The sequence below is a fragment of the Paenibacillus sp. FSL L8-0435 genome, from assembly GCF_037965655.1.
GTDB lineage: Bacteria > Bacillota > Bacilli > Paenibacillales > Paenibacillaceae > Paenibacillus.
Window position 1 is genome coordinate 5,874,888 of the sequence record NZ_CP150185.1, and the last position, 22,646, is coordinate 5,897,533.

General features: G+C 47.1%; 24 protein-coding genes. 2 read left to right on the forward strand and 22 right to left on the reverse strand.

Annotated features, from left to right (window positions below):
- Positions 1–264: 264 nt before the first annotated feature.
- Positions 265–1,143 (reverse strand): nucleotidyltransferase-like protein, encoded by an 879-nt coding sequence (locus NST33_RS26240; protein WP_036607052.1) that lies wholly within the window; start codon positions 1,141–1,143, stop codon positions 265–267.
- Positions 1,144–1,265: 122 nt separating this feature from the next.
- Here NST33_RS26240 and NST33_RS26245 point away from each other — a divergent pair, with 122 nt between their 5' ends.
- Entirely contained in the window at positions 1,266–1,646 is a 381-nt protein-coding gene (locus NST33_RS26245; RefSeq protein ID WP_221820841.1) for a DUF2614 family zinc ribbon-containing protein, read from the forward strand.
- Between the two features lie 264 nt (positions 1,647–1,910).
- Here NST33_RS26245 and NST33_RS26250 read toward each other — a convergent pair whose 3' ends face one another.
- From NST33_RS26250 to NST33_RS26330, 17 genes are all read right to left on the reverse strand, one after another.
- Complete coding sequence (locus NST33_RS26250; protein WP_221820840.1) at positions 1,911–3,641, reverse strand: glycosyl hydrolase family 18 protein; 1,731 nt, start codon at positions 3,639–3,641, stop codon at positions 1,911–1,913.
- Positions 3,642–3,781: 140 nt separating this feature from the next.
- Positions 3,782–4,204, reverse strand: coding sequence for a peroxide-responsive transcriptional repressor PerR (gene perR / locus NST33_RS26255; protein WP_026081471.1), 423 nt, complete (start codon positions 4,202–4,204; stop codon positions 3,782–3,784).
- Between the two features lie 167 nt (positions 4,205–4,371).
- Entirely contained in the window at positions 4,372–5,781 is a 1,410-nt protein-coding gene (locus tag NST33_RS26260; protein ID WP_339305608.1) for a DUF4097 family beta strand repeat-containing protein, read from the reverse strand.
- Positions 5,782–5,807: 26 nt separating this feature from the next.
- The gene (locus NST33_RS26265; protein ID WP_339305610.1) at positions 5,808–6,401 is read right to left on the reverse strand and encodes a hypothetical protein; all 594 of its coding nucleotides are present in this window, start codon (positions 6,399–6,401) and stop codon (positions 5,808–5,810) included.
- 147 nt (positions 6,402–6,548) lie between these two features.
- A complete protein-coding gene (locus NST33_RS26270) occupies positions 6,549–7,259 on the reverse strand; it encodes an MgtC/SapB family protein (protein WP_076212609.1) in 711 nt (236 codons plus the stop codon).
- A 32-nt stretch (positions 7,260–7,291) separates the two neighbouring features.
- Positions 7,292–7,756, reverse strand: a complete 465-nt coding sequence (locus NST33_RS26275) for a GNAT family N-acetyltransferase (RefSeq protein ID WP_339305611.1) — start codon at positions 7,754–7,756, stop codon at positions 7,292–7,294.
- 94 nt (positions 7,757–7,850) lie between these two features.
- Positions 7,851–9,290 (reverse strand): Asp-tRNA(Asn)/Glu-tRNA(Gln) amidotransferase subunit GatB, encoded by a 1,440-nt coding sequence (gatB, locus tag NST33_RS26280; protein ID WP_221820832.1) that lies wholly within the window; start codon positions 9,288–9,290, stop codon positions 7,851–7,853.
- A gap of 26 nt (positions 9,291–9,316) precedes the next feature.
- Positions 9,317–10,774 (reverse strand): Asp-tRNA(Asn)/Glu-tRNA(Gln) amidotransferase subunit GatA, encoded by a 1,458-nt coding sequence (gene gatA, locus NST33_RS26285; protein WP_036667997.1) that lies wholly within the window; start codon positions 10,772–10,774, stop codon positions 9,317–9,319.
- Between the two features lie 27 nt (positions 10,775–10,801).
- Positions 10,802–11,089, reverse strand: a complete 288-nt coding sequence (gatC, locus tag NST33_RS26290; protein ID WP_036607033.1) for an Asp-tRNA(Asn)/Glu-tRNA(Gln) amidotransferase subunit GatC — start codon at positions 11,087–11,089, stop codon at positions 10,802–10,804.
- A gap of 205 nt (positions 11,090–11,294) precedes the next feature.
- Complete coding sequence (locus tag NST33_RS26295; protein WP_024631336.1) at positions 11,295–11,678, reverse strand: hypothetical protein; 384 nt, start codon at positions 11,676–11,678, stop codon at positions 11,295–11,297.
- A 131-nt stretch (positions 11,679–11,809) separates the two neighbouring features.
- Positions 11,810–12,040 (reverse strand): sigmaY antisigma factor component, encoded by a 231-nt coding sequence (locus NST33_RS26300; RefSeq protein WP_207765611.1) that lies wholly within the window; start codon positions 12,038–12,040, stop codon positions 11,810–11,812.
- Positions 12,033–12,368, reverse strand: a complete 336-nt coding sequence (locus NST33_RS26305) for a YxlC family protein (RefSeq protein WP_339305615.1) — start codon at positions 12,366–12,368, stop codon at positions 12,033–12,035. The genes NST33_RS26300 and NST33_RS26305 overlap by 8 nt, the downstream gene beginning before the upstream one ends.
- 2 nt (positions 12,369–12,370) lie before the next feature.
- Positions 12,371–12,901, reverse strand: a complete 531-nt coding sequence (gene sigY, locus NST33_RS26310; protein ID WP_076212623.1) for an RNA polymerase sigma factor SigY — start codon at positions 12,899–12,901, stop codon at positions 12,371–12,373.
- A gap of 101 nt (positions 12,902–13,002) precedes the next feature.
- Positions 13,003–13,269 (reverse strand): hypothetical protein, encoded by a 267-nt coding sequence (locus NST33_RS26315; RefSeq protein ID WP_339305616.1) that lies wholly within the window; start codon positions 13,267–13,269, stop codon positions 13,003–13,005.
- 319 nt (positions 13,270–13,588) lie between these two features.
- The gene (locus NST33_RS26320; protein WP_036607016.1) at positions 13,589–14,221 is read right to left on the reverse strand and encodes an MBL fold metallo-hydrolase; all 633 of its coding nucleotides are present in this window, start codon (positions 14,219–14,221) and stop codon (positions 13,589–13,591) included.
- A gap of 6 nt (positions 14,222–14,227) precedes the next feature.
- Positions 14,228–14,797, reverse strand: a complete 570-nt coding sequence (locus tag NST33_RS26325; protein WP_017692292.1) for a thioredoxin family protein — start codon at positions 14,795–14,797, stop codon at positions 14,228–14,230.
- Between the two features lie 2 nt (positions 14,798–14,799).
- Complete coding sequence (locus NST33_RS26330; protein WP_339305619.1) at positions 14,800–15,414, reverse strand: DedA family protein; 615 nt, start codon at positions 15,412–15,414, stop codon at positions 14,800–14,802.
- Positions 15,415–15,574: 160 nt separating this feature from the next.
- On the opposite strand from NST33_RS26330, the gene NST33_RS26335 reads away from it, so the two are divergent.
- Complete coding sequence (locus NST33_RS26335; protein WP_339305621.1) at positions 15,575–15,922, forward strand: dehydrogenase; 348 nt, start codon at positions 15,575–15,577, stop codon at positions 15,920–15,922.
- A 657-nt stretch (positions 15,923–16,579) separates the two neighbouring features.
- Here the strand turns inward: NST33_RS26335 and NST33_RS26340 are convergent.
- The 4 genes from NST33_RS26340 to NST33_RS26355 all read right to left on the reverse strand — a co-directional run bounded on the left by NST33_RS26340 (position 16,580) and on the right by NST33_RS26355 (position 22,589).
- A complete protein-coding gene (locus NST33_RS26340) occupies positions 16,580–19,129 on the reverse strand; it encodes an O-antigen ligase family protein (protein WP_339305623.1) in 2,550 nt (849 codons plus the stop codon).
- 198 nt (positions 19,130–19,327) lie between these two features.
- Positions 19,328–20,563: an SAM-dependent methyltransferase gene (locus NST33_RS26345; RefSeq protein ID WP_339305625.1), complete on the reverse strand. Its 1,236-nt coding sequence runs from the start codon at positions 20,561–20,563 to the stop codon at positions 19,328–19,330.
- Between the two features lie 95 nt (positions 20,564–20,658).
- Positions 20,659–21,363, reverse strand: a complete 705-nt coding sequence (locus NST33_RS26350; RefSeq protein ID WP_221820816.1) for a DUF6483 family protein — start codon at positions 21,361–21,363, stop codon at positions 20,659–20,661.
- Positions 21,364–21,797: 434 nt separating this feature from the next.
- Entirely contained in the window at positions 21,798–22,589 is a 792-nt protein-coding gene (locus NST33_RS26355; protein ID WP_036607004.1) for an alpha/beta hydrolase, read from the reverse strand.
- Between the last annotated feature and the right edge of the window lie 57 nt (positions 22,590–22,646).

A 22,646-nucleotide genomic window follows, 5' to 3' on the forward strand; every position in this document is an offset into this window, starting at 1 on the left:
TTCGGCGGCGACTTAAATAATGTAACACATTTCGTTTGTTTTCGTCAAGAACTTTTTTTAATTTCTTTTTTGAAGCTTTAGTTCTTCACTTTTCCTCTGAAGAAATTATCATTTGTTGGCGATAATCTCGTTTGGGGAACGAAATATAATGTATCATATATCGTGAATGAGAGTCAACATCTTTTTATAAATTATTAAACAAACAAAAAAGGAAGGTTTCCCCTCCCTTATGTGATCAATATAATGTCAGGCTTCTGGAGAAGGTTATGCCTCAATCCAATACCGAATCTCCCGGCCCTCTCCTCCGATCGATGGCCATCCTGCCGATTCTTTTACAATAGAACGAAAGACCAGCTTACGTATCACCAAAGGCAGATCTTCTCGAACAAATCTTAACTGCGGATGATGAACAAGCTCATTCATGCTCCACGGCTCCTTGCGACTTCTTAACACACGCAGCAGCAATTCTGAGCATTCACTCATTTTGGACATTACGGAAAACTCACAGGCAAGCAGGACAAGCTCTACTCGCTGCTCCAGCGTCTCCGAGCTTACGGTAAGCTCTTGATATAGTTTCCATAAAGCGCGATCCAGATTCTGCACATGTGTCCAGACGGCATGATCCGGGTATATCCCCTGTTCAATCAATACAATTCTTGCCCAGTTCCCCAGAGCCTCTAATACATTGTAATAGGCGTCTACAACATGACCTTCCTGAATATGACGTTTGGCCTCCACGTACATTCTCAAGAAACTGGTGAATTCATGAAGCAACTTCTGCTCACGCAATTCTGCCCCAAAGGTAGACAGTTCTTCTCGCAAATCACTTAAGGCGCTGTCCGCTTCCCAGATAATCTCACCTTCAATCAGACACTGGGTGAGATTATTATGATTCCCGGTAACTACACTACTCTTTAATTCATGACGGCTCGCATAGATCATCTGATAACGAAGATCACCATATCTGTAATGTCCCACTGCCGACTTCAATTGATCATCATTATGAACAACAAGTACTAATAATTCGAAATCTTGAATTAGGGAGCCGTGGAATCGCTCTCCCGGGTGGGAATAAGCGATAGCCCCAACTGCCCCTGTCTCTTCCGACTGTTCGGACAAAAAAGCAAGGTTCTTTAATTCCACGATTCCCTCCATACATTTCATGGCAGATAAGCGCCAAGTCAGTTATAATGTAATTCTACATCCAGACTGAAGTTTCCTTCTTTTCCAGGTCCGATACTACTCATACGATAGGAGCATTTTTCATGATTTTTAAATCAGCAAAAATTAATGCTTTTCGCACTTGGGGATTACTACTGACCATGCTAGGTATGGGCCTAATGATACTGGGAACAGCCGGGATTGTTTTCTGGGGACATGCAGGCAAAGTTTTCGCAGCTGTAGGGCTCGTCATCGGACTGATTGCCATGATGGCCAGTCTAGCCATTTATTTCTGGGCGGGTATGCTCTCCACCAGTGCAGTACAAGTCGACTGTCCGGAATGCGGGAAGTTAACCAAAATGCTTGGCAAAACAGATCGTTGTATGTTCTGTCATACCATCCTCACCCTGGACCCTAATAAGGCCAACATGACCAGTCAACAACTGAAAGCGCCTTCTACACAAGTTCCCCCCACCGATGGTTAGCATGAAATGATCTCCAACCGCTAAATTTCTTTTCCCTTAATTTCATTGAAGAACAAAAAAAAGGCCCGGTATGTTTACCGGACCTTTTTGGACTTGGCTTATAAGTGAGTCCTTATTGCTGTTATCAATAGCTAAAATATGAAGTTAAATTATAAGTTCTACGACCAATAAAACGGTAGACTGCACGTATGATGGTACCCAAGGAGAAACTTTGAGCTTAGCGAAAATAAATTAAAGCAATCAGACACTCTGAGTTCGAGTAAATTATTTCTGGTAACCGGCCTGCTTTAATACCTCCCATGCAGAGGCATTAGCAAAACTCCGATTCCACGCAGCTACTCCGCCCAGCTTCAACGAAGCAATCAAATCCACCCGCGCCTGAAGGGACACGGCATCTTCGATCCATATTTTCTTGGTAGCTCCGTCTTCCTTATATTCCACATAGTTCTGTCCACTTGCCTGATCCAGTTCAGATTTGAGTTTCTTCTCTTGGATCAGCTCCACAATGGCATTCATGCCCACCGCTTTGGAAGACACTTTAACCTCACCCTGATCATTCGTCTCTTCCGTCCATATCCGGGTATAGAGTGGAACCGCCATGATTAACTTGTTAGAAGGGACTTCATCCTCCTCAAGTATGCGTCTCATGGAAGCCTCGGTCCAAGGCAGAGACGCTACCGAACCTGCCTTGGGACTGGCCGCCCAATGTTCATCATAAGCCATCACAATAACATAGTCTGCAAAAGAACCTAATGCACGGCGGTCCAGAAAGGCAGACCACATCTCACTGTTTGATTTTGGTGTTACATCGATCGATAACATCAATCCATGTATACGTGCCATCGCCTTGATCTCGCGCACAAATTGCGTAATGTTCGGCCCGTCATCTGTATACACATTCTCAAAGTCGATGTTGATACCGTCCAGTTGATACGTCTGTGCATACTCTAACATCTGCTCAATAATATGAGTGCGTGTCTCGTAAGAAGCTACAGCTTCTTTTGTAATGTCCGGATCAAAGCTGTTATCCATGAGTCCCCATACTTCCATACCCGAACGGTGAGCCCAGTTCACATAAGCTTGGTTTCCCTTGCTTTTCACAGTGCCCTGTCCATCCGTAATATGAAACCATGTGGGGCTGACCACATTCACACCAGGCATCTTACCGATAGAACTCACATCAGGCTGACGATTGTACACAGCCTCCCAAACCAGATTTACCGGTTTATTCTGCCACTTCTTCTCTGCTGCTGTCAGCGTATACTTGGGCAAGTCCACCTTCTTTTTCTCGGTGAGGACAATATAATCATTATCTACATATCCGGCATACCCATTATCGAGTTGAACAAAGCTCTGTTCATCCCCCGTCTGCCATACACGTACCCGTGCAGCCTTCTCTATGTCGGCAATGATTGGTGAGGATTCTCCCCCACGTTTATATAACGGCACGGTCTTGTCCGCTTTGGATGATAACGTATCAATCTCTGCATACTGAATCATGTCCCCTCCACGCATCAGCAGCACAGCACCTGTTACTGGATCTTCCTGTACGGTTATGCCATATACTTCTTTCAAAGGTTTGAGCGGAATATAGGCTTCTCCGTCCTTAACCTCAGGCTTAACTGTCATGGGATAATCTTTGTGATTAAGTTCTGCTTGTGTGCTTCCATCTTTCATATGAAGGACTCGCTGAGGAGAGGCAATAATGATATCTCCCGTTTCTGATTCATAACGTATGCCTGCATCAATCGCTTCTTGCAGCACATCTACAGGTAACTTGAGTTGATCTCCTGTACCCAGAGCGTCTCCATCCATCAGTTGCCCATCTACAAAAATAGGTTGGCTTCTTCCTACCCAGTCGGGGTCTTCATGGGTCTGGTTCAACCATACATTTGTTATAAGCCAGTAAGCCCCCCCGGCGATCAGACAAGCCCCGAGAAAACCGGGCCAAAATGAACGTCGCTTCTGACGTGTATATCTGCTTTTTCTACCCAAACGTCTACCTCCGTTAATTATGCTGATCATAAGGATGTGCGCATAAGTTGTTATAAAGATGAGCATTTTGCATAAATGCTAAAAAAAAACGTGAAGAATCCATACTGAATTCTGCACGTTAATATTGTAATTCAACTCTCTTAATCCCTGCAACTTTTGCAAACGCCATATACTTCCAATCGGTGACCGTGTACTTCGAATCCTGTACTAGACTCCGCCTGAAGCTCTACACTTTTGAGTGAAGGATAGCTGAAGTCTTCAATCTTGCCGCATTGATCACAGATAACATGATAATGATCCGTCACATTGGCATCGAAGCGACTTGAATTATCTCCGTATGTCAATTCCCGGACCATGCCAGCTTCCAGAAACATCTTCAAATTATTATATACCGTTGCCACGCTCATACTGGGAAATTGGGGTTCAAGGGCTCGGTAAATTTCATCGGCTGTCGGATGCCCCATGGATTCCATCAGATAGTTCAATATGGCATGACGCTGGGGTGTAATACGGACACCGGTCGTTTTCAGATGCTCCAACGCATGTTGGACACGTGTTGCCATAAAACCCACCGCCTTACCTTTCATTCTCTGGTGAAGAGTAAGTTACTGTCTCCTCGCTCAGAGTTGATTCCCGGCCATTAAAAACGACAATCCATCTTTCATGCCGTGTAATCTTGCCAGTGTATATTTATTGTACGGCGATTACAAGTTTATTGTCAACGCGGCAGTCAAGGAACCTCTGTAGAATCCAGCTGGGAATTTGGTCCGTCCTCGGTAGTCTGTTCCAGATTCTCAGCCGTATGTTCAGAATCAGGTGTAACTGTTTCAGGCGTAGATACAGCCGGGTTGCTCTGAATGGTGAGATCACTGTTCCCTTCAATTTTCACCCTGTACTCGCCCTCACCGAGCTGGCCTTCTATGGTTTTATTCTGTACTTTGAAAGGCAGATCCGTACTTAGATCTCCATAACTGCTGGAACCCGCAAGACTGTAGTCTCCACGATCAGGAAGTAATATGTTAATGGCTCCCACCGCACTGTACACATCCCAGTCCCCTCCGACTTTGGTAGATACGATGTTAATACTGCCATTAAGCGATTGGGCTTTGATTCCCAGATTGGCTCCATCCAGCGTAATATTGCCGTTGCGTGTCTCTGCGATGAATTGACCAACGGAGTCGGCAATACTGATACTTCCCACTTGTGTAGCAAGATCTACATCGCCGGAAATACCGCGAGCCTTCATGTCTCCACGGTTACTGTCCAGATCGACATTACCAATGGCATTGGCTACAATGACATCCCCATTCAACGTTTTCCCGGAGATATCTCCAACAGCATTGGTAATCCGGATACGTCCATTACCCGTTTCGGCCAGTATGGTACTAATGGCTTCCGGACGGTTTAATAATATGGCTCCATTGGAAGTTCGAATATCCAGATTAAAACGACGATCATCCGGGATCGTAATGGTAAGATTCATCCGTGGCTGCGTTTTTTCATTGTCTCCATACGTCTTGCCTGTAGCTTTGATATAAATTACTTTTGTACCATCGGTCTCTACAAAAGAGGCTGCTGCAACGGCCTTTGCCTGTACTTCCGTCGTCTGATCTACCCAGATCACCGTTCGTACTTCAATCTCATCCGTATCTCCGCGTTGTACCGAGATATCTCCGTTGACACCTTCGACCACAAGATCCGACGTATCCATGCGAACAGGTACACGAATCGTGCCCTTATCCTCCATATATCCTGCCGCTTGACTGTAGTCCATGGATGCCGCTCCGAGATTTAGACTCACTCTATTCCATAAGTGCATGTAGTGATCCTGCTCGGTGACGATAAATACGGAAGCCGCCAAAATCAGTGAGGTTAGAATGCCTTTGGCATCGGGTCTGAAACGTACTTTGATTTGCTCATCAGGATTGCTCGGGTTATCCGATTGCACCTTGTTTCTTCTGCGTGTCCACAGGAACAGCGCAATATATTCAACACCCAAAACAACGAGCAAAAATGGCCACCAGTCCACCATCTCATATACATAGTCAGTTCCCCACCGTTTATCCAAAATCAACAGCACACCGACCGCTATGATTAAGGCGGCAGCCGTATAGCGGCCAACCCGGACTTTACGGTTCATCACGTTCCCTCCTCGTATCATTTCCACTACATTTTTTTCTTGTTCAACATCACCCAGAACTCACGACCAAACAATAGCAAACCGCCTACGATCATGAGAACCGCAAATGAATATCCACCGTACATGGCGAGAATCTCTTGAAACCAACGTGGTTTGCGGAAAAACAGCACCATCAAAGACCCTCCCACAATCAGAAGTAATCCAAACGATATGCCTCTCTCCCAGACCATCATTGCATCTCTTGTAGAACGTTCATTGGTTATCGGCTTGTCCGAAGTTGCCTGGGTCACTGCTCTACGTCTGCGCATCATGACCCAATCTGCAGATTGCAACACATCATATACATTGTAAAAGTAAATAACCGGGATACACAAAGCCAGCAAGATGAGCAATGGCACATTGATCTGTATTCCAATGGATGAGAAGTACAACACTGCTGACAGATCAAGCAAAACAAGCAGCATAAAGGTCAAACCCCTCATGTACAATCTCAGATAAATATGACCCAGCCCAGGGATAATGGCACTCAGTAATCCCGCAATAAACTTGTGAGCCCGATTTCTGACCGGTTTGGTCTGAACTGTACGGGTCTTTTTGTTCAATTGACGTCTCCGTTTCATAACATACTCCTCTCTTCTGATCTGACCTTCCGCTCTTCATGCATTTGGTTAGATAGTACCCTAAAGAGCAAGGAGAGTAACTGGAAGAAATATGGATATGATCAAAAACCCTCCGGCACTACTGGCCTGTGGAGGGTTGTAATTCATTTATTCGATCGACACCTTGGTAACGTGTTCCCATTGTCTTAACTTGGATACCAAGCCTACTGTTTCGAAATCATGCGGTACCTGGACATGCAGCACAATCTCAATTTTGCGTTCAACCGATATCATCTCTGCATATGCCAGGTCTTGTTCATTCACAGTAATTTTACGGATCTTGATCTTCTCCTGCTCCATACATGAAGACAGTTGTTCCAGAAAACCGGGTTCTGACAACGTATGAAGTGTAACGACATGCATCTTATTCCCTCGTAAATACCTCAGCTCCAGTTTGTTAAATACCCAGAGATTAAGCAATACCAGGACGGTAGATACGATCGATGCAAAAAAGAATCCCGCACCTGCTGCGAGCCCAATGGCTGCAACAACCCAAATTGAAGCAGCTGTAGTCAGTCCGGTAATGGATTTTCCCGTAAAGAGAATTGTCCCTGCTCCCAGGAATCCGACACCAGTAATTACAGCAGTAGCCAGACGCGCTGGATCGATCCTTACATTTAATTCATTAGCAAAATCTTTAAAGCCATAAACAGACAACATCATAATCAGTGCAGAGCCAAGACATACCAGGATATGGGTACGCAAACCGGCAGCATGATTGGACCGTTCCCGCTCCAGGCCTACGAGCCCTCCAAGCAGCATAGCCAGCAATAATCGTAATAAAATGTGCCACTCATCAATGAACCAGGGATCGCCCAAAGTCGGTATTCCTCCTCAAGTTGTTAATATTATTAAAGTTTATTCTTGTGAAAAGTAGTTAATTCCACTCCGGGTGCAATCTGTGTGACTTCCACGGGATTAAAACCAAATTTGGTGTACAGATTCACTGCGGGCTGATTCAACGTTCCTGTGGAGACGATATAACGCGGAAGATCCGCATGCTGTTCCAACACATACGTCATCAAAGATGCCGCAATTCCCTTGCGAAAGTGATCCGGGTGCACCATCATTCGTGTAATGGTCAGTGTATTCTCCTCTTCCTCTGCTACAGCGACAGCTCCGATAAGCTCTCCGTCACCATGGATACAACCATAAAAACGCTCTCCACAATCCCGAAGTGTCTCCATCGTATCCATCAAAGGAGGAATCTCCTGAAATCCGATGATTTCAGCTTCCAATCGATAAGCTACATGTTGAAGTCTCCATAACTGTCCCAACGTCTCCAGATCACGTAATGACAATGATTGAATGTTCATATCCGTTCCCCCGTCTGAATTACTTCGTCTCTTTCATAACAAAAAGAGGCTGTCACAGGGACGAGCCTCTTTCTGTCCGGCCTCACCGGAAGGATTAGCGGTTCAGTACATCTGCAAGCAGTTGGTTGGCGAGGGCGGGATTCGCCTTGCCTTTACTTTCTTTCATAACTTGACCAACGAGGAAACCAATGGCTTTCTGTTTACCAGCCTTATAATCTTCCACAGATTGAGGATTGTTCGCCACAACCTGCTCAACGATGGCAAGAATGGCACCTTCATCACTAATCTGCACAAGACCCTTCTCTTCAACGATCTGCTGTGGAAGCTTGCCGCTCTCCAGCATCTCCTTGAATACCGTTTTGGCGATTTTGCTGTTAATGGTGCCCTTCTCCAGCAGTCCGATCATCTCACCCAAGCCTTGACCTGTCAGTGGGACCTGAGTCACCTCAAGATTGCTCGTATTCAGGTAACCCAGCAAGTCGCCCATGATCCAGTTGGATACGGATTTGGCATCCTGAGTGAATTTCAAGCTATCTTCGAAAAGATCAGCTATAGCCTTGGATGAAGTAATAACCTCTGCATCATAGCTAGGCAATCCGTAATCAGCCGTATAACGAGCTTTACGTTCGTCTGGGAGCTCAGGTATGGTAGCCTTGATGCGCTCTTTCCAGGCTTCATCAATATGCAGCTTCACGAGATCCGGGTCCGGGAAATAACGATAGTCATGCGCCTGTTCCTTACCACGCATCGACAGTGTTTTCCCTTGAGCTTCGTCCCAGCGACGCGTCTCCTGAACCACTTCACCGCCATCATCCAGAATTTCAGCTTGGCGATATTGTTCATATTCGAGACCACGTTGAACACCACGGAAGGAGTTCATGTTTTTCAGTTCGGCTCTTGTTCCCAGCTTCTCCTGTCCATGTGGACGCAAACTGATGTTGGCGTCACAACGCAGTGAACCTTCTTCCATCTTCACGTCCGATACATCACAGTACTGCATGATGGCACGCAATTTTTCAAGATACGCACGTGCTTCTTCCGGAGAAGAAATCTCAGGTTCGGATACAATCTCCACCAGTGGTGTACCGACACGGTTGAAGTCCACCAAAGACGCGTATCCGCCATCGATATGTGTAAGCTTCCCTGCATCTTCTTCCAAGTGAAGACGTGTGATGCCAATTCGTTTCGTTTCACCATTCACTTCGATATCAATCCAGCCGTTCTCACCGATTGGTTGATCAAATTGCGAGATCTGATAAGCTTTGGGTGAATCGGGGTAAAAGTAGTTTTTACGGTCAAACTTGCTGACATCAGCAATCGTACAATTCAGGGCCATCGCTGCCTTCATGGCGTAGTCTACCGCCTGACGATTCAGGACAGGCAGTACGCCCGGATGTCCGAGACAGACCGGGCAGGTATGTGTATTCGGCGGAGCTCCAAAAGCTGTGGAGCAGCCGCAGAAAATTTTGGAGTTGGTATGCAACTCCACATGGACTTCAAGTCCAACGACCGTTTCATATTTAGATGCGGACATTTCTATATTCCTCCGTTCCGGGCAGTCTACAGCTGCGGACGCTGCTTGTGGAATTCTGTATTTTGTTCAAACGCATGCGCTACACGCAATACGGTTGTTTCATCAAAGGCTTTACCGATAATCTGCAGGCCAACAGGCAATCCATCCGAGAATCCACATGGAATGCTAACGGCAGGTACACCAGCCAGGTTGACTGGAATCGTCAAAATATCGTTCAGATACATCGTAAGTGGATCATCCACCTGTGAACCCAGTTTGAACGCCGTAGTTGGCGCAGTTGGTCCGATAATGACATCATATTTGGCAAATACATTGTCGAAATCCTGTTTGATCAATGTACGAACTTTCTGTGCTTTCAGATAATAGGCATCATAGTAACCCGAGCTGAGTGCATATGTTCCAAGCATAATGCGTCGTTTCACTTCCGGACCAAACCCTTGACTGCGGGACTGATGATACAGATCCAGCAAGTTATCCGGATTGTCAGCACGTACGCCATAACGCACGCCATCAAATCGTGCCAAGTTGGAAGAAGCCTCTGAAGAAGCCAGCAGGTAATACGTAGCCACCGCATATTCGGTATGCGGAAGGGATACTTCTTCCCATGTTGCCCCGAGCCCTTCAAGAACTTTCAATGCAGACAAAACTGTCTCTTTCACTTGTGGATCTACGCCTTCACCGATGTATTCTTTTGGAACGGCAATGCGAAGCCCTTTAACATCACCTGTCAGTCCACTCAAATAATCCGGGATCTCTACTTTTGCAGATGTCGAATCTTTGGCGTCATAACCAGCAATGGCCTGCAATACATAAGCAGAATCTTCAACATTTTTCGTCAAAGGACCAATCTGATCCAGGGATGATGCAAATGCAACCAATCCAAAGCGGGAAACAAGTCCGTACGTCGGCTTCAATCCAACAACACCGCAATACGAAGCAGGCTGTCTGATGGAGCCACCTGTATCTGATCCAAGCGTGAAGTATGCTTCTCCCGCAGCTACAGCTGCTGCAGAACCACCGCTGGAACCTCCTGGAACACGATCAAGTGCCCATGGATTACGTACAGGGGAGAAACTTGAATTCTCATTGGAGCCGCCCATGGCGAATTCGTCCATGTTAAGTTTACCAATAGTTACGGTGTCCGCAGCTTTCAATTTCTCGACAACTGTCGCGTCATACACCGGGTCGAAATTACGAAGGAATTGGCTGCCACACGTCGTGCGCAGTCCGTTCGTAACGATGTTATCCTTAATACCTACAGGCAGACCAAAAAGCAAACCTTTCTCCTCGCCGCTAACCAGACGGTCGTCCAGTTGACGTGCACGAGCGCGTGCTTGTTCTTCATCCAGAGCCAAATATGCCTTAACTTTATCATCATGCGCGCCAATGTTCTGATACGCCTGATCCACCAGATCGCTGACCGACAGTTCTTTGGCATGCAGCTTGTTATGTAACTCAGGCAACGATTGTTCAAATAAACTCACAGTTTTTGTCCTCCTTCCGGTTATCCGTTATTCCATTACAGCAGGCACTTTAAACTGCCCATCTTCTTCTTCCGGTGCATTGCGCATCACCTGTTCAATCGACAGGCTTTCTTTGGTCTCATCTTCACGCATAACATTGCTTACGTGCAGAACGTGAGTGGTGGGCTCGATGTCTTCCGTATCCAGCTCATTCAGCTTTTCTGCATATTTTAAAATCGCGTTCAGCTGACCTGTCAGGGTCTGTTCTTCTTCAGCAGTCAAGTTGAGCCGGGCCAGCTTGGCCACATGCTGAACGTCATTATTCGAAATACTCATTAGCGGATGCCTCCTTCATTCATTCTGATTCCCGAAACGACCTGAAACGAATCGCTCGTTTAACGGGCTAAAGTCTCAAGATAACTTTTTTCATTATAGGTGAGATAGTTCGACAATTCAATGCAAATGACCTGACAGGCTTCCTGGAAGCTGAAATCAAACTTATAAAATAAAAAAGAGCCGGCATCAGCCGACTCTTAAAATTCTAAATCCATGCACGCAGATTAACCTGCTTTATAAAATCCGCCTGTGACATAACATCGTTCGCGGTTTCCTCTTCCTCTTCCACAGCTTGAAAATCTCCGTTCATCAGATGATGAAACAGCTTCTCATTGTGTGTCGCAAGGGCGTAATCTATCAACGCTTCTCGCTCGACCCGCTCAGCTTCCTGCTTCAGCAGAACCTCTTCCAGATCGACGTCGCCGGATGGAACAAAAAAGTTCCGGTTTACCTGCGGCACTCGAAGCACGTAATCGAACGCATTGTCCGGATTCCGGTCATAAGCGATGATGAAACCATATTCCCCCACAGGAAGATTCTGCTCAAACGCATCCGCGACGATGACAACCTTCTCTCCTAATCGCAGCATCGTCTAACCTCCTGGTAGTCTATCATTAATATTTATTTGTATAGTCTACTAGAAAAGAATAACGATGTCTAGGAATACTAGAATTAAACAACATATTTGTGCAAAATCTTTTTTCCATTTTTAAAATGATGTTATTTCGGATTCCGTGCACCTGGCTTGCGCTGTGATCGAATTACGACAAACCAGTATATAATGAGCGGCGTGGGAAATCCGGTGATTCCCCATAATCCCCATAACCAAGGGAAACGTCCACGTCTGCGTGCGTCCTGAAAAATCCATGTGCCCTGAACCAGGAGAAAAATGCCAAGCAATGTGAGCCATAGTGGAGAAATCTCATCCAATGAATAATGCATTTTATTCATGACGAACCTCCTTCCGGCGCCGTCCAGCCCAAATCACAACCAAAATCACCGCAACAGCTGTACCAAGAGCCTGGATTCCCAGGTATAGAGCTGGAGCAGATGCAAAAAATAATGCCCCGAAGGTAATGGCAAGCAATCCAACCAACCAGAAACATATCATCTCAATCCAATTGGCTCGACGTCTAATCTGTCTCCGTTCCCTGACTTGGGCTTCAAGTGCACCCAAAGAAGGAATACTTGTCGGCTCAAATGCATCATCCAGCACTTTCATGTGTTGCTGCAATCGTTCTACAACTTCTTGTTCTTGTGCATCATCTGATCTGCTCATCCTTATTCCAGCTCCTTTCTTAACTGACGGAGACCATAAGCTGTGCGTGACTTCACGGTTCCCGCAGGAATACCCAGCATTTCCCCGATCTCGTCATATCCGTATCCATAATAATGCTTCAGTAGCACTGCAACACGATGTTCGGGTGTCAGTCTTGTCATCGCATCCATGACATCTGTCCATTCTTCATTCCGAGTCTCAAGCTGCCAACGGAATCGACGTACGGCCTGATCCCGGATGAGAGCAAGCCAGTTCTGTTCTCTCTTCTTACGTCTTGTCTTATCGATATAGATGCGGGTCGCAATGGTGATCATCCATGATGAAAAGGCAGACGTGCCATCATATCGATGGATATTTTCCATACAACGAATCATTGTATCCTGCACCGTCTCTTCTGCGAGGTTAGCGTCCATTGTCACTTTCACAAGATACTTATACACAAACGTGTAGTGACGTTGCAACAACGCTGCGAGTGCGCTATCATCTCCCGATACTGCTCTGCGTACCTCTTCCAGCTCAGCTGCCTTTATCATGAAATCACCTTCTTCCCGTTCAATCTGGAGTTAATACGACAGGCTCTGCAAAAACGTTCAATGAAATTCAAAAAAATTAAACCCGACAATTTCCCGGGCAATCAGACTTGATTCCGGTAATCCTGCAGCTTGTCGAACCACGGTTGGTTGCGGGCTCCGTTTTTTAAAACACGGCTTGTCCATATATTCTGCTGAGACTTTATCACTTCATTGGCCAAGCCAGGGTTATGTATTAAAGCTTGCTCAGTACCCGTTTCTCTTTTCCCACTTTCCAATATACGACGGTTTTCTTCAATGATCGAATACTCGACACGCTGATTCAACGGAATAACTCTTGGTTTCTCCACTTTGATATTCCCCACTCTCATGATCTACTATTTCTTAAATTTATTATTTCTAAATCAATCTCTATTTGCTGCTAACTTGCTATTGGTCTCAAACTGGCTTGTGATGAAGCGCATCTTACATCTCTGTGTAGCGTAAAAAAGGCTAATTCTGCGATAAAAAGGGGCTGAAAACAAAAAAAGAACGCAAACCGGGTATAGACCACAGTCTGCGTGCTTCGCGAGGTTGGGTGTTTCTTGGTAATGCTTCAGTTAGATGATGCCTTAACGCTTGTAACAACTAATTGCTATTCTAATGAAAAAGTTGTCACTTGTCCAGACTTTCTTCACATATCATGTCGGATTATCTTGCGGACACGTAAGGATTGTTCTGTTTCTCATAACCAATGGTCGTTTTGGGACCATGACCTGGATATACTTTAACCTCATCAGCAAAGGTGTAAAGCTTGTTCTGGATTGAATCAATCAGATCCCGTTCACGCCCTCCTGTCAGGTCCGTTCTGCCCACACCCATGCGGAACAGCACATCACCCGCAAACAAGTCGTTATCACAAAGCAAACTTACACTGCCTGGGGAATGTCCAGGTGTATGGAACACTTTAAACGTATGACCAATCAGATTCAGCTTCTGCCCTTCGTCCATGGCATATTCAGCAGGATCTGTCGAAAGCGGTGGTGTCGCCTGCGGCCAATTCAAAGATCCATTTAATTTCGGGGTGGTGAGCCAGTCACTCTCCAAGTCATGAAGATAAACGGGACATCCCTTCAATTTGCGGATCTCATCTACCCCGCCCATATGATCAAAGTGAGCATGAGTGAGGAGAATGGCTTCGATCTCCAAGTCTTGGATCGCCTTAAGCAGCGGCCCTGGATTCATGCCCGGATCAATAATGACGGCTTTGCCCGGATCATCTCCTTGTAGGAGATACGCATTGGTCTGAAGCGGGCCTAGTGTAAACGTACGAATGTTAAGCATATCGGCTTAGTAACCCGAAATCAGTTCACGCAGCTCACGGATAATGGCCGCATGTGACTCCGTTCCTTCCCCATAACGTTTACCAATCTCTTGACGCGCTACAGCCAAATTTTCTTGATAATCTGCTGCTTCACGATCCGGATTAAGGCGTTTGAATTCAATCATGACTTCCTGTACATGCTGCGGACGAGGTCCCCACTGACCTAACACATGACCACCTGTATCTGCAAAAATAACGACTGGCACGGAACGGCCACCCATCGTCAGGAACTCATCCATCACTTCCGGATGGTTCTCCATAATCAGAACTTCTGTTGGGATTCCTGAAATTTCAAGCGCCTGGAACACAACCGGAATATTACGGACAACATCCCCGCACCAGTCAGCAGCCAGAATTAACACACGCAGATCATCGCGATGGTTCAGACTCTCAAAAAACTCACGATCCTCTTCGTTCGACCAAGTAAAGCTATCATAATTGGCCTGGAATTCACTTTGGTTCTTGGTCATACTCTCGATAAAATCTTTCGGTGGCAGACCTTTACCGAATTTGTGAGACAAGTTGGGTTTACCCATGACTAGACACTTCCTTTCTTTTTACGAACATTCATCCATTTAATAAGTACATAAACGATCATAAGGGCGAGAGCGACAAGCAAAATAGGCATAACATATGGTGCCGCTTTCTCATCAATATGCTTCCATTGATCTCCAAGAATCATCCCTAAATATATAAACAATGCAGTCCAAGGTATAACAGCGAGTGTAGTAAGCAAGATGAATTTGCCTGTGTGCATTTTCGTGATGCCAGCCGGGATGGAGATTGCATGTCTTACCACCGGAACAAAACGCGCTGTGAAAATGACACCTGTACCATACTTGCGAAACCACTCCTCGGAATGGTCGATGTGTTTTTTCTGGATGAGTATGTATTTACCGTAGCGTTCAAGTACAGGTCTGCCGCCATAACGGCCAATCCAGTAAATAAATAACTGGGCAATCACACCGCCCACCGTACCAAAAATCATAGCACCGAAGAAGTTGATATTACCTTGTGAAACGAGAAAACCTCCATACGCCAGCACAATTTCGCTTGGGATAACTTCCAACATTAATCCAAGCATGATTCCAAAGTACCCAAGACTTTGAATCCAATCGAACAATTGGACAACAAGGTTATGAATAAAGTCCATCTCAACCCTCTTTCTCCATCCTGATTGGCGGTGCCCCTCCGCACCATGGATGTTCGTCCCTATTTTATCACAGGGCTGTGGACGTTGCTACTTCAAGAGGTTGGGATAGTGTCCCGTTCGCAGCAGTGCGCATATGGTATGGGGAGAGGAGCGTGAGAAGATGTCGCACAAATCAATACCCGGTTCTCCGCCGGTCAAACATACGCAATCCGGTCAAAACCTTCCTTCCGCCAGAGGAATTCGCAGAGCATGCAGCAAGGAATTGTACCGGACAGTCAAAAGGCTAAAAGTATATGTCTCTCCCGAACGGATGAAGCAGGCGGAAGAATATTATTACGGTAAGGTGATCACAAATCTGCTCTGGATTGGTGAGAATCGCGACAACCGCAAGAAATTATGTGAGTGGTGGAACACGGATGTCAGTGCGGAGATCGCCGCGATGTGGGAAGTAGAAGTTGAACCATTAAAAGATGCGTTTCAGCATGCATTTGGCGGTTATCGTCTTTAGATATGGAGGAATGAGGCGGGTAGCTATGTCTTCAAACCTACTGAACGACGCAGCCGAGCTGAAGCGAATCTGAACATGTTAGGAATAGCCAAGGAGGGCACTGTGTCCTTAACGTGTGATGTTAATGCCTTCTTCACGTACGAGCAAGCGATAGAGACAACATAAAATGCGAATTTCTCCCTTCCGATGTAAAGCTTCGCTCCAGGTGGAATTCAGGGTCGTCCTCTGGCTTGCGGATCGAGCAGAGCATGGAGCCGACCACCACAGGGGCATGAACATAAGCTGTGAGTATGAATATGAGCTGGAAAGTATGAACATAAACACCGAGTGATTTTTCATACTCAAGCCCACGAGCGGTAACGAATCTGAGGCGTCTTAATCAAGGATTTGAAGCAATTTTAGAAATCTAAGGAATCTGAGACACGTTATCTCGGGATTTTTGGCCTTTTTAACTTTTTTGTTAAGGAGTTTCGGGAAATAACGTGTCTGATGTTCCTTAGAATTTAAAAGGAGAGTGGAAAGCCAAATAAGACGTTCTGTGTTCCTTAGAAAATCGTATATCCATCCGCCAGAAGCAGCCAGCTTGGACTTCCAGACTTTTGGACGCTGACATCCATCATCATATAACTTGGGTAAACGTCAAGACCCAGCAGTGATTCAAGGGCTTCGCTTGGTCAACTCTGGAGTAAAAGGAGGAGAAGAACCCGAAGCAAGCCTACGCAGGTTCTCTCCATAGCCTGGAGCATGTTTTTCCATTACAAAACGACGATCATTACGAACGTCCCCTGCTCCCACTTCCTCAGCCAGCAGTTGATACCGTTCATACATCTGGACACCAGCGGCGGCAGTCTGTCGGGCTCGATCTCTATATCCTGCCTTCCATTCCCGCCGCGCTGCCTGCTCCATCCAATACAAAGCCGTGGATTGGCCAAGGCCATCATACCGATTCAATGCGATCGCTTGTTCAAAATATCCTCCTGCCTGCTGTCCTTCGCCGAATTGGGCTGCCAATCGTCCCAGTTCAATGTAAATCTGAGGGTGCATCGGGGAATGGGACAAGCTGTTTAAAAGGAGTGATTCTGCTTCTCGTCCCGGAAGAGATCGTGCAAAGGATATCACGATATCCGGTCGATTCGGGTTAGACTGAAGGGCAGCCATAAAATGCACCTTCTGTGCTGGAGTGCCATCCGGTTCAGACATCGCCTGACGGTACTGCACTTCTGCTACAGCGTATCGGGAGGTCAGCCAGACTGTTCCAACAAGGCAGAAAAGGATGATCATCACTGTGGATACCCTTATTAGCCGAGCAGTTACTCGCTGAAGATTATGAAAGAAGGAACGCATCGGGACAGCTGATGGGTGGGATTGGGTTGGTAAATATCGCAAGAAAAGAGATCTGGATCTCGATTTAGATCTCGATTTAGATCCCGATTTGGATCTGATGGGAGTATATTTCACAGTTACGCTGGATCGCTGGACCCCCTCTGTTTCCGTCTTCAATGCGACTGCCCAAGCACCGAGCCAGATGAAGAGCATCCAAAATAATGTGAAGCTCCAGTCAAAGTCCATCGCCCCATGCAGGCCAAAAACAAGCACGGATGGCATGAGCTGCGGTGCAAAATGAAAGATGCTTCGCAGGGTGAGGAGAAACCACCCTGTGACAAGCAGGATGCCGATCATGCCCGTGTCCAGGGCGAGATCGAGCAGGCCGTTGTGAACCTCGCCTCCGACATAAGGCGAGGATTGAATGGCGCGAAACATGTTGCGCCATGTATCTCCCCCGTGGCCAAGCCATGCGGCCTCGGCCCACAGCTGGAGGGCGTCCCGCCACATCTGTAGGCGGGACACCCCAGTGCCGACACCCGCCGCGAGGCGATCGGCGGTGGAGGCCACGGCCATCAGTGCGGCGGCGGCTCCCGCCAGCACGATGGCCGTCAGGGCAGCGGCGCGCGGAGCCTTGGCGGCGCCGCTGTGCCATAGACGGCACAGCAGCAGCGTGCCGAGCAGCGCAGCTGCCCATGCCCCGGCCAGTGCCAGCAGGCCGGGCACGGGTGCAGGCGCCAGCTGGGCAGCAGCCAGCTGGCGGTACAGCCAGGCCGCGCACGCCAGTGGCGCGGCCGTGGCCAGCAGCAGCGGCAAGCGGGCACCGCGCCGCTGCAAAGCAAAGGCGGCGACCGCGGCGCAGCCGGTCGCCAGCCAAGCGCCGCGCGACTCGCTCAGCAGGAGCGCGGCTTGCGCGGGCATGAGCGGCAGCACTGCCGCGATGAGTCGCCCGGCCGGCACAGGCCGGGCTATGACTCGCGCGGCGGCTATCAGCCGCTCCAATGCGTACATGCCAACAACGGCACCGTACGCATTTGGGTACTGCAATAATCCGCCGAGCCTTGCTCCGGCGGAGCTGATCTCGGGGTCAGCAGTCCGCATCACCCCGAAGGGCAGTGGCAATATCCCGCACACGGCAAGGATGCCGCTTAGCACAAGCAAGCCGCCTGCCATCTGCCAACCGCAGGCTAACCAACGCGCACCATCCGTGCGCGCAGCCAGTAATGCGGTGAGCAGAGTAAATAGCGCAAGCAGGCTCCACCGCAGCATCTCATCCATGCTGCCCTGTTTACTCACCGAGCCTGCCCACGCATGTACCCCAAAACATGTCATCATCCCCAGCGGCCACAATACCCACCACATCCCCGGGATTCGAATCATTCGCCAAACCATTCGTTCATTGTTCCCTAGCCAATGTACCGGTGACAGAGGTACTTGTTTTCTTCCTTGCTCCTGCTCTTGCTCTTTCTCTAGACGAATACCGACAAGAAATAGCACAATCATGATCAATATGCTTCCTGCTGCGATCAAAAGGACAGGATACAGATCAGCCGAATAGTACAGTCCCCGACTCAGACATCCTGCAAGCAGCAAGACAATGGAGAGTATGCCTAACCCAACAGTCCACCCCGATCCTGAATAACGTTTACACCTCAAACTTTGAGAAAAACTCCCTGACGCATCGGTCTGGATAGCTCCACTTGAATTATTTTTATCATCCTTTTTATACGTATCATCTTTTTTATACATATGATCTTTGTTGTATGTATCTTCCCTATTATATGTACTGTCTCTACTGCCCCTACTGTCCCCATTACATAAGTCCCTGTTATCTACATATTCTGTATTCCTTACAACTCCCTTATCCATTGTCCTATTCTTCATCTCCACCCTCCTTCCTTCCACCGCTCCATATGCATAACAAAAAGACAGAAGATCCCGATAACGGGTCCTTCTGCTGATATACATCTGACAGTTATGGTGTGGCTTGCTAAGAAGTATGTGCATTGAATATCATTTTACATTCAGAGACCCTAGTTGCAGTATGTCCCTGGATTGTCATTGGCACACTCAGCAAAGGTCTCAATTTGCGGAATCTTGAACGGTTTCTTTGCTCGATTTTGATTTCCCGCCGGCCTGCTTGCCATCGCCAGGAAGCAAATCGGCACAAGCCCGCTCCAAATATGGATCGGCATGAATGAAATCACGGAAAGCCGTATATTCATTCCACATCTCCGTCACTTCGCCGGCCTGACCGCGAACAGCACGAATCAATATGTTTTTAGGCGTATTCTCCATATCGATGAATTCAAGCAATTGTGTCTTGTATCCCATCAGATCAAGCAACTTGGCACGAATCCCATCCGTAGCCAGTGCGGAAAAACGTTCCTTGAGGATGCCATGGGACAACAATGGATTCATCACGGAGGCCTCTACTTGATCAAACAGTTCATGCTGACAGCAAGGAACAGACAGAATAACAGAAGCCCCCCAACGAACTGCCTTCTCCAAAGCAGCATCGGTGGCTGTATCACAGGCATGCAGCGTGACAACCATATCCACTTCGTTCAATTCATCGTAGTCCGCGATGTCTCCAACCAAAAACTTCAGATCGCCATAATGCAATCGATTAGCCAGATCATTACAGTGTTCAATGACATCTGCCTTCAAGTCCAACCCAATAATCTTGAGTGAACGACGTTGTTGTACAGACAGATAATGATATAACGCAAATGTCAGATAAGACTTGCCGCAACCAAAGTCAACGATGGTCAGTGGACGTCCTTCCGGCAGATGTGGAATGACATCCTGCACCATTTCGAGGAAACGGTTGATCTGTCTGAACTTGTCATACTTGCGGGCCAGCACACGACCTTCTTCGTTCATAATGCCAAGTTCAACGAGGAACGATACAGGTACGCCTTCTTCTAATACATATTGCTTCTTGCGATTATGCGACAGATCCACCGCAGTTTTGGAAGCAGATTTGGTCAGAATGGATACTTTATATTTTTTGCTGATCAAAATTTGATAGTCTGCCTCGGTCGTACAGAGCAGCCCTTGACGAAACGTCTCTTCGCATAACAAAGTCATGCGCTCAGCCGCTTCAGCCGGAGTCAAATTCTCGTGCAGCACTTTGTTGTTATAATGAAATGCAAATTGATAATGCAGCTGATTCTTCAGTGTCACCGGCTTGACTTGCACTTTGGTATACGAGACATTGTCCCGTCTGCGCAGCTGGCTCCAGGTCGCTGTAATCAGCGAATTCTGTTCAAAGATGTCTTGTATAAGCTTTCGCAATGAATCCACGGGGTACATCTCACTTTCGGTTTGGTTTGGTCAACCGTTACCATACCACAATTCCGTTCCCTCTCCAAGTAAAGGCATGTAACAGACCTTGATCCTATCCATATTTAGGAGTTCATCTCTTGACGACTTAGTTCAGCTAACCCCTCTTCAACTTCGGTAAGCGGCAAACCACCGTGCTCCAGCTGTTCATCTGTGAGTTGGCTCAACCTTTCATAGAATGCCTGTACATCATCTCGGTAGCTCACCGGGAATTCATCACCAAGCTGGAGCAATCTGTACCAACTGTTCTCTGCTTGGTCGTAACGTCCTTGTTGTTCACGATAGAGGGCAAGCTGTCTTTCAGTCCGGGCAGGAAGTACATATTCTTTCGTGAGCCCCAATACACCCTCCACCCGTTCCGGTGCATTCAATAACTGGGGATTGGCGCCATGATTCAATGCATACAGGTAAAAATGAAGTGATCTCATCAATCGAATGACAGCCTCATCCTCTGCGTCCATTCTCTCCTGATCATCTATGCCTTCCACTTTGGCCTTCTCTTGATAAATGTAAGCCTCTTCTTCAATCAGCCTCGCGGCCTGCTGCAGATTGTCTACCTCAATCATTCCGCGAAAACGGAACATTTCAATAACATCCTCCGCTGGCAATGAATTCAGTAGAGATAAGTTCAACCCAAACTGCCTGCGCATCAGCTCATCCAACTCAGACAATGCCTCGGTATGCTTACGCTGCTGTTTGAGCGTGAACACTTTGCCAATTGCTTCAGTCATTTCCTCCATCATGCGGAGCAGATAATCTTTTCTGAACATGCTGTATGCCCCCTCATCCTTCGACCCTATACATCCAATCGTTCTCATATCGTTCCTTTATATTTATTCTAATTCATGCCATGACAAAAAGCCAAAAACAAGACACGCGTGTCTTTGCTCTGGCCATGAACACACTAAACCCCTGCCTATCCCAAAGGGACGTGGCAGGGGCTCGGTTGAAATGGAACTGGTTACTCCTCCTCCACAAGAGGTAGAATCATCCAGAAACCAAACTATATTCTAGGACGTGTCTCAAAACTCGCTGAAGTGCATCTTTTACCGCCTTTTCGCCCCATGCTACGTCACTTCCCCTTGACGTGCCCCGGCACGCCTGCGGAAAACTTCCTTGCTTGGAACGAAAAATTCAGTAAAATCTACTTCCTTCGGAGTTTTCAGACATGCCCTAATGATATCAACATAAATCACTTCATCAATTATTTTGATAATCCAGCCATAAATTGTTTAATGACCTGAATTAACTCTTCAGGAGCTTCATACATGCTCATATGACCCGCACCCGCAATCACGGCTTGTACGATATGTGGCTTGTCACTTGTAAATGTACGTTCTGGCGGGATAACAGCATCCTTCTCTCCTGCAACCAGCAATACAGGTAAAGGTGTAGCCGATAACACATCGCGGCGATCCGGGCGTTCCCGCATAGCAAGTGCAGCACCAACAGCACCTTGAGGAGCAGTCTGGTAACCGATTTCCTTCACACGTGTTACATGCTTAGATAGCGATTCCACATGTTCGGGTGCAAACAGTCCGGGAACCAGTCCATCTACAAAATTCACGATACCTTCGGTCTGAATGGTGGATACAGCACGAAGGCGTTTTTCCTTGGCTTCTTCACTGTCTGGATAGGCTGTCGAATGAATCAGACCAAATGCATTCAAACGCTCCGGGTGACGTTGTGCAATCGAGAGCGCAATATATCCCCCCATCGAGTGTCCCAGAAGGACCGCTTTTTCCACATTCAACTCGTCCATCAACTGTAATACATCGTTGCCCATCTGTTCGATGGTATAACTTCCTACAGGTGCATCTGTTTTTCCGTGTCCACGCAGATCAGGTACGATACAGCGATAGCTGCGTGCCAGTTCAGGTACGACCTCATCCCAATACGATGAACTGCCACAGTAACCGTGGAGCAAAATGAGTGCTTCTCCCTTACCTTGTTCGGCATAACAAATCGTCGTTCCATCACACATCACTTTTTCCATATAAATCCCTCTCTCTGCGCGAATAATATAATTCAGGTTGTATATTATTAAGCCTAC

What these genes read in the sequence shown, in the direction of transcription:
- NST33_RS26265 (WP_339305610.1), bottom strand. Translation starts at nt 6,401, where the DNA reads ATGAAACGGAGACGTCAATTGAACAAAAAGACCCGTACAGTTCAGACC.
- NST33_RS26300 (WP_207765611.1), bottom strand. Translation starts at nt 12,040, where the DNA reads ATGAATAAAATGCATTATTCATTGGATGAGATTTCTCCACTATGGCTC.
- gatC (WP_036607033.1), bottom strand. Translation starts at nt 11,089, where the DNA reads ATGAGTATTTCGAATAATGACGTTCAGCATGTGGCCAAGCTGGCCCGG.
- NST33_RS26325 (WP_017692292.1), bottom strand. Translation starts at nt 14,797, where the DNA reads ATGGGTAAACCCAACTTGTCTCACAAATTCGGTAAAGGTCTGCCACCG.
- NST33_RS26340 (WP_339305623.1), bottom strand. Translation starts at nt 19,129, where the DNA reads ATGAAGAATAGGACAATGGATAAGGGAGTTGTAAGGAATACAGAATAT.
- NST33_RS26305 (WP_339305615.1), bottom strand. Translation starts at nt 12,368, where the DNA reads ATGAGCAGATCAGATGATGCACAAGAACAAGAAGTTGTAGAACGATTG.
- gatB (WP_221820832.1), bottom strand. Translation starts at nt 9,290, where the DNA reads ATGTCCGCATCTAAATATGAAACGGTCGTTGGACTTGAAGTCCATGTG.
- sigY (WP_076212623.1), bottom strand. Translation starts at nt 12,901, where the DNA reads ATGATAAAGGCAGCTGAGCTGGAAGAGGTACGCAGAGCAGTATCGGGA.
- NST33_RS26320 (WP_036607016.1), bottom strand. Translation starts at nt 14,221, where the DNA reads ATGCTTAACATTCGTACGTTTACACTAGGCCCGCTTCAGACCAATGCG.
- NST33_RS26295 (WP_024631336.1), bottom strand. Translation starts at nt 11,678, where the DNA reads ATGCTGCGATTAGGAGAGAAGGTTGTCATCGTCGCGGATGCGTTTGAG.
- NST33_RS26245 (WP_221820841.1), top strand. Translation starts at nt 1,266, where the DNA reads ATGATTTTTAAATCAGCAAAAATTAATGCTTTTCGCACTTGGGGATTA.
- NST33_RS26355 (WP_036607004.1), bottom strand. Translation starts at nt 22,589, where the DNA reads ATGGAAAAAGTGATGTGTGATGGAACGACGATTTGTTATGCCGAACAA.
- NST33_RS26275 (WP_339305611.1), bottom strand. Translation starts at nt 7,756, where the DNA reads ATGAACATTCAATCATTGTCATTACGTGATCTGGAGACGTTGGGACAG.
- NST33_RS26335 (WP_339305621.1), top strand. Translation starts at nt 15,575, where the DNA reads ATGTCGCACAAATCAATACCCGGTTCTCCGCCGGTCAAACATACGCAA.
- NST33_RS26345 (WP_339305625.1), bottom strand. Translation starts at nt 20,563, where the DNA reads ATGTACCCCGTGGATTCATTGCGAAAGCTTATACAAGACATCTTTGAA.
- perR (WP_026081471.1), bottom strand. Translation starts at nt 4,204, where the DNA reads ATGGCAACACGTGTCCAACATGCGTTGGAGCATCTGAAAACGACCGGT.
- NST33_RS26260 (WP_339305608.1), bottom strand. Translation starts at nt 5,781, where the DNA reads ATGAACCGTAAAGTCCGGGTTGGCCGCTATACGGCTGCCGCCTTAATC.
- NST33_RS26330 (WP_339305619.1), bottom strand. Translation starts at nt 15,414, where the DNA reads ATGGACTTTATTCATAACCTTGTTGTCCAATTGTTCGATTGGATTCAA.
- NST33_RS26315 (WP_339305616.1), bottom strand. Translation starts at nt 13,269, where the DNA reads ATGAGAGTGGGGAATATCAAAGTGGAGAAACCAAGAGTTATTCCGTTG.
- NST33_RS26350 (WP_221820816.1), bottom strand. Translation starts at nt 21,363, where the DNA reads ATGTTCAGAAAAGATTATCTGCTCCGCATGATGGAGGAAATGACTGAA.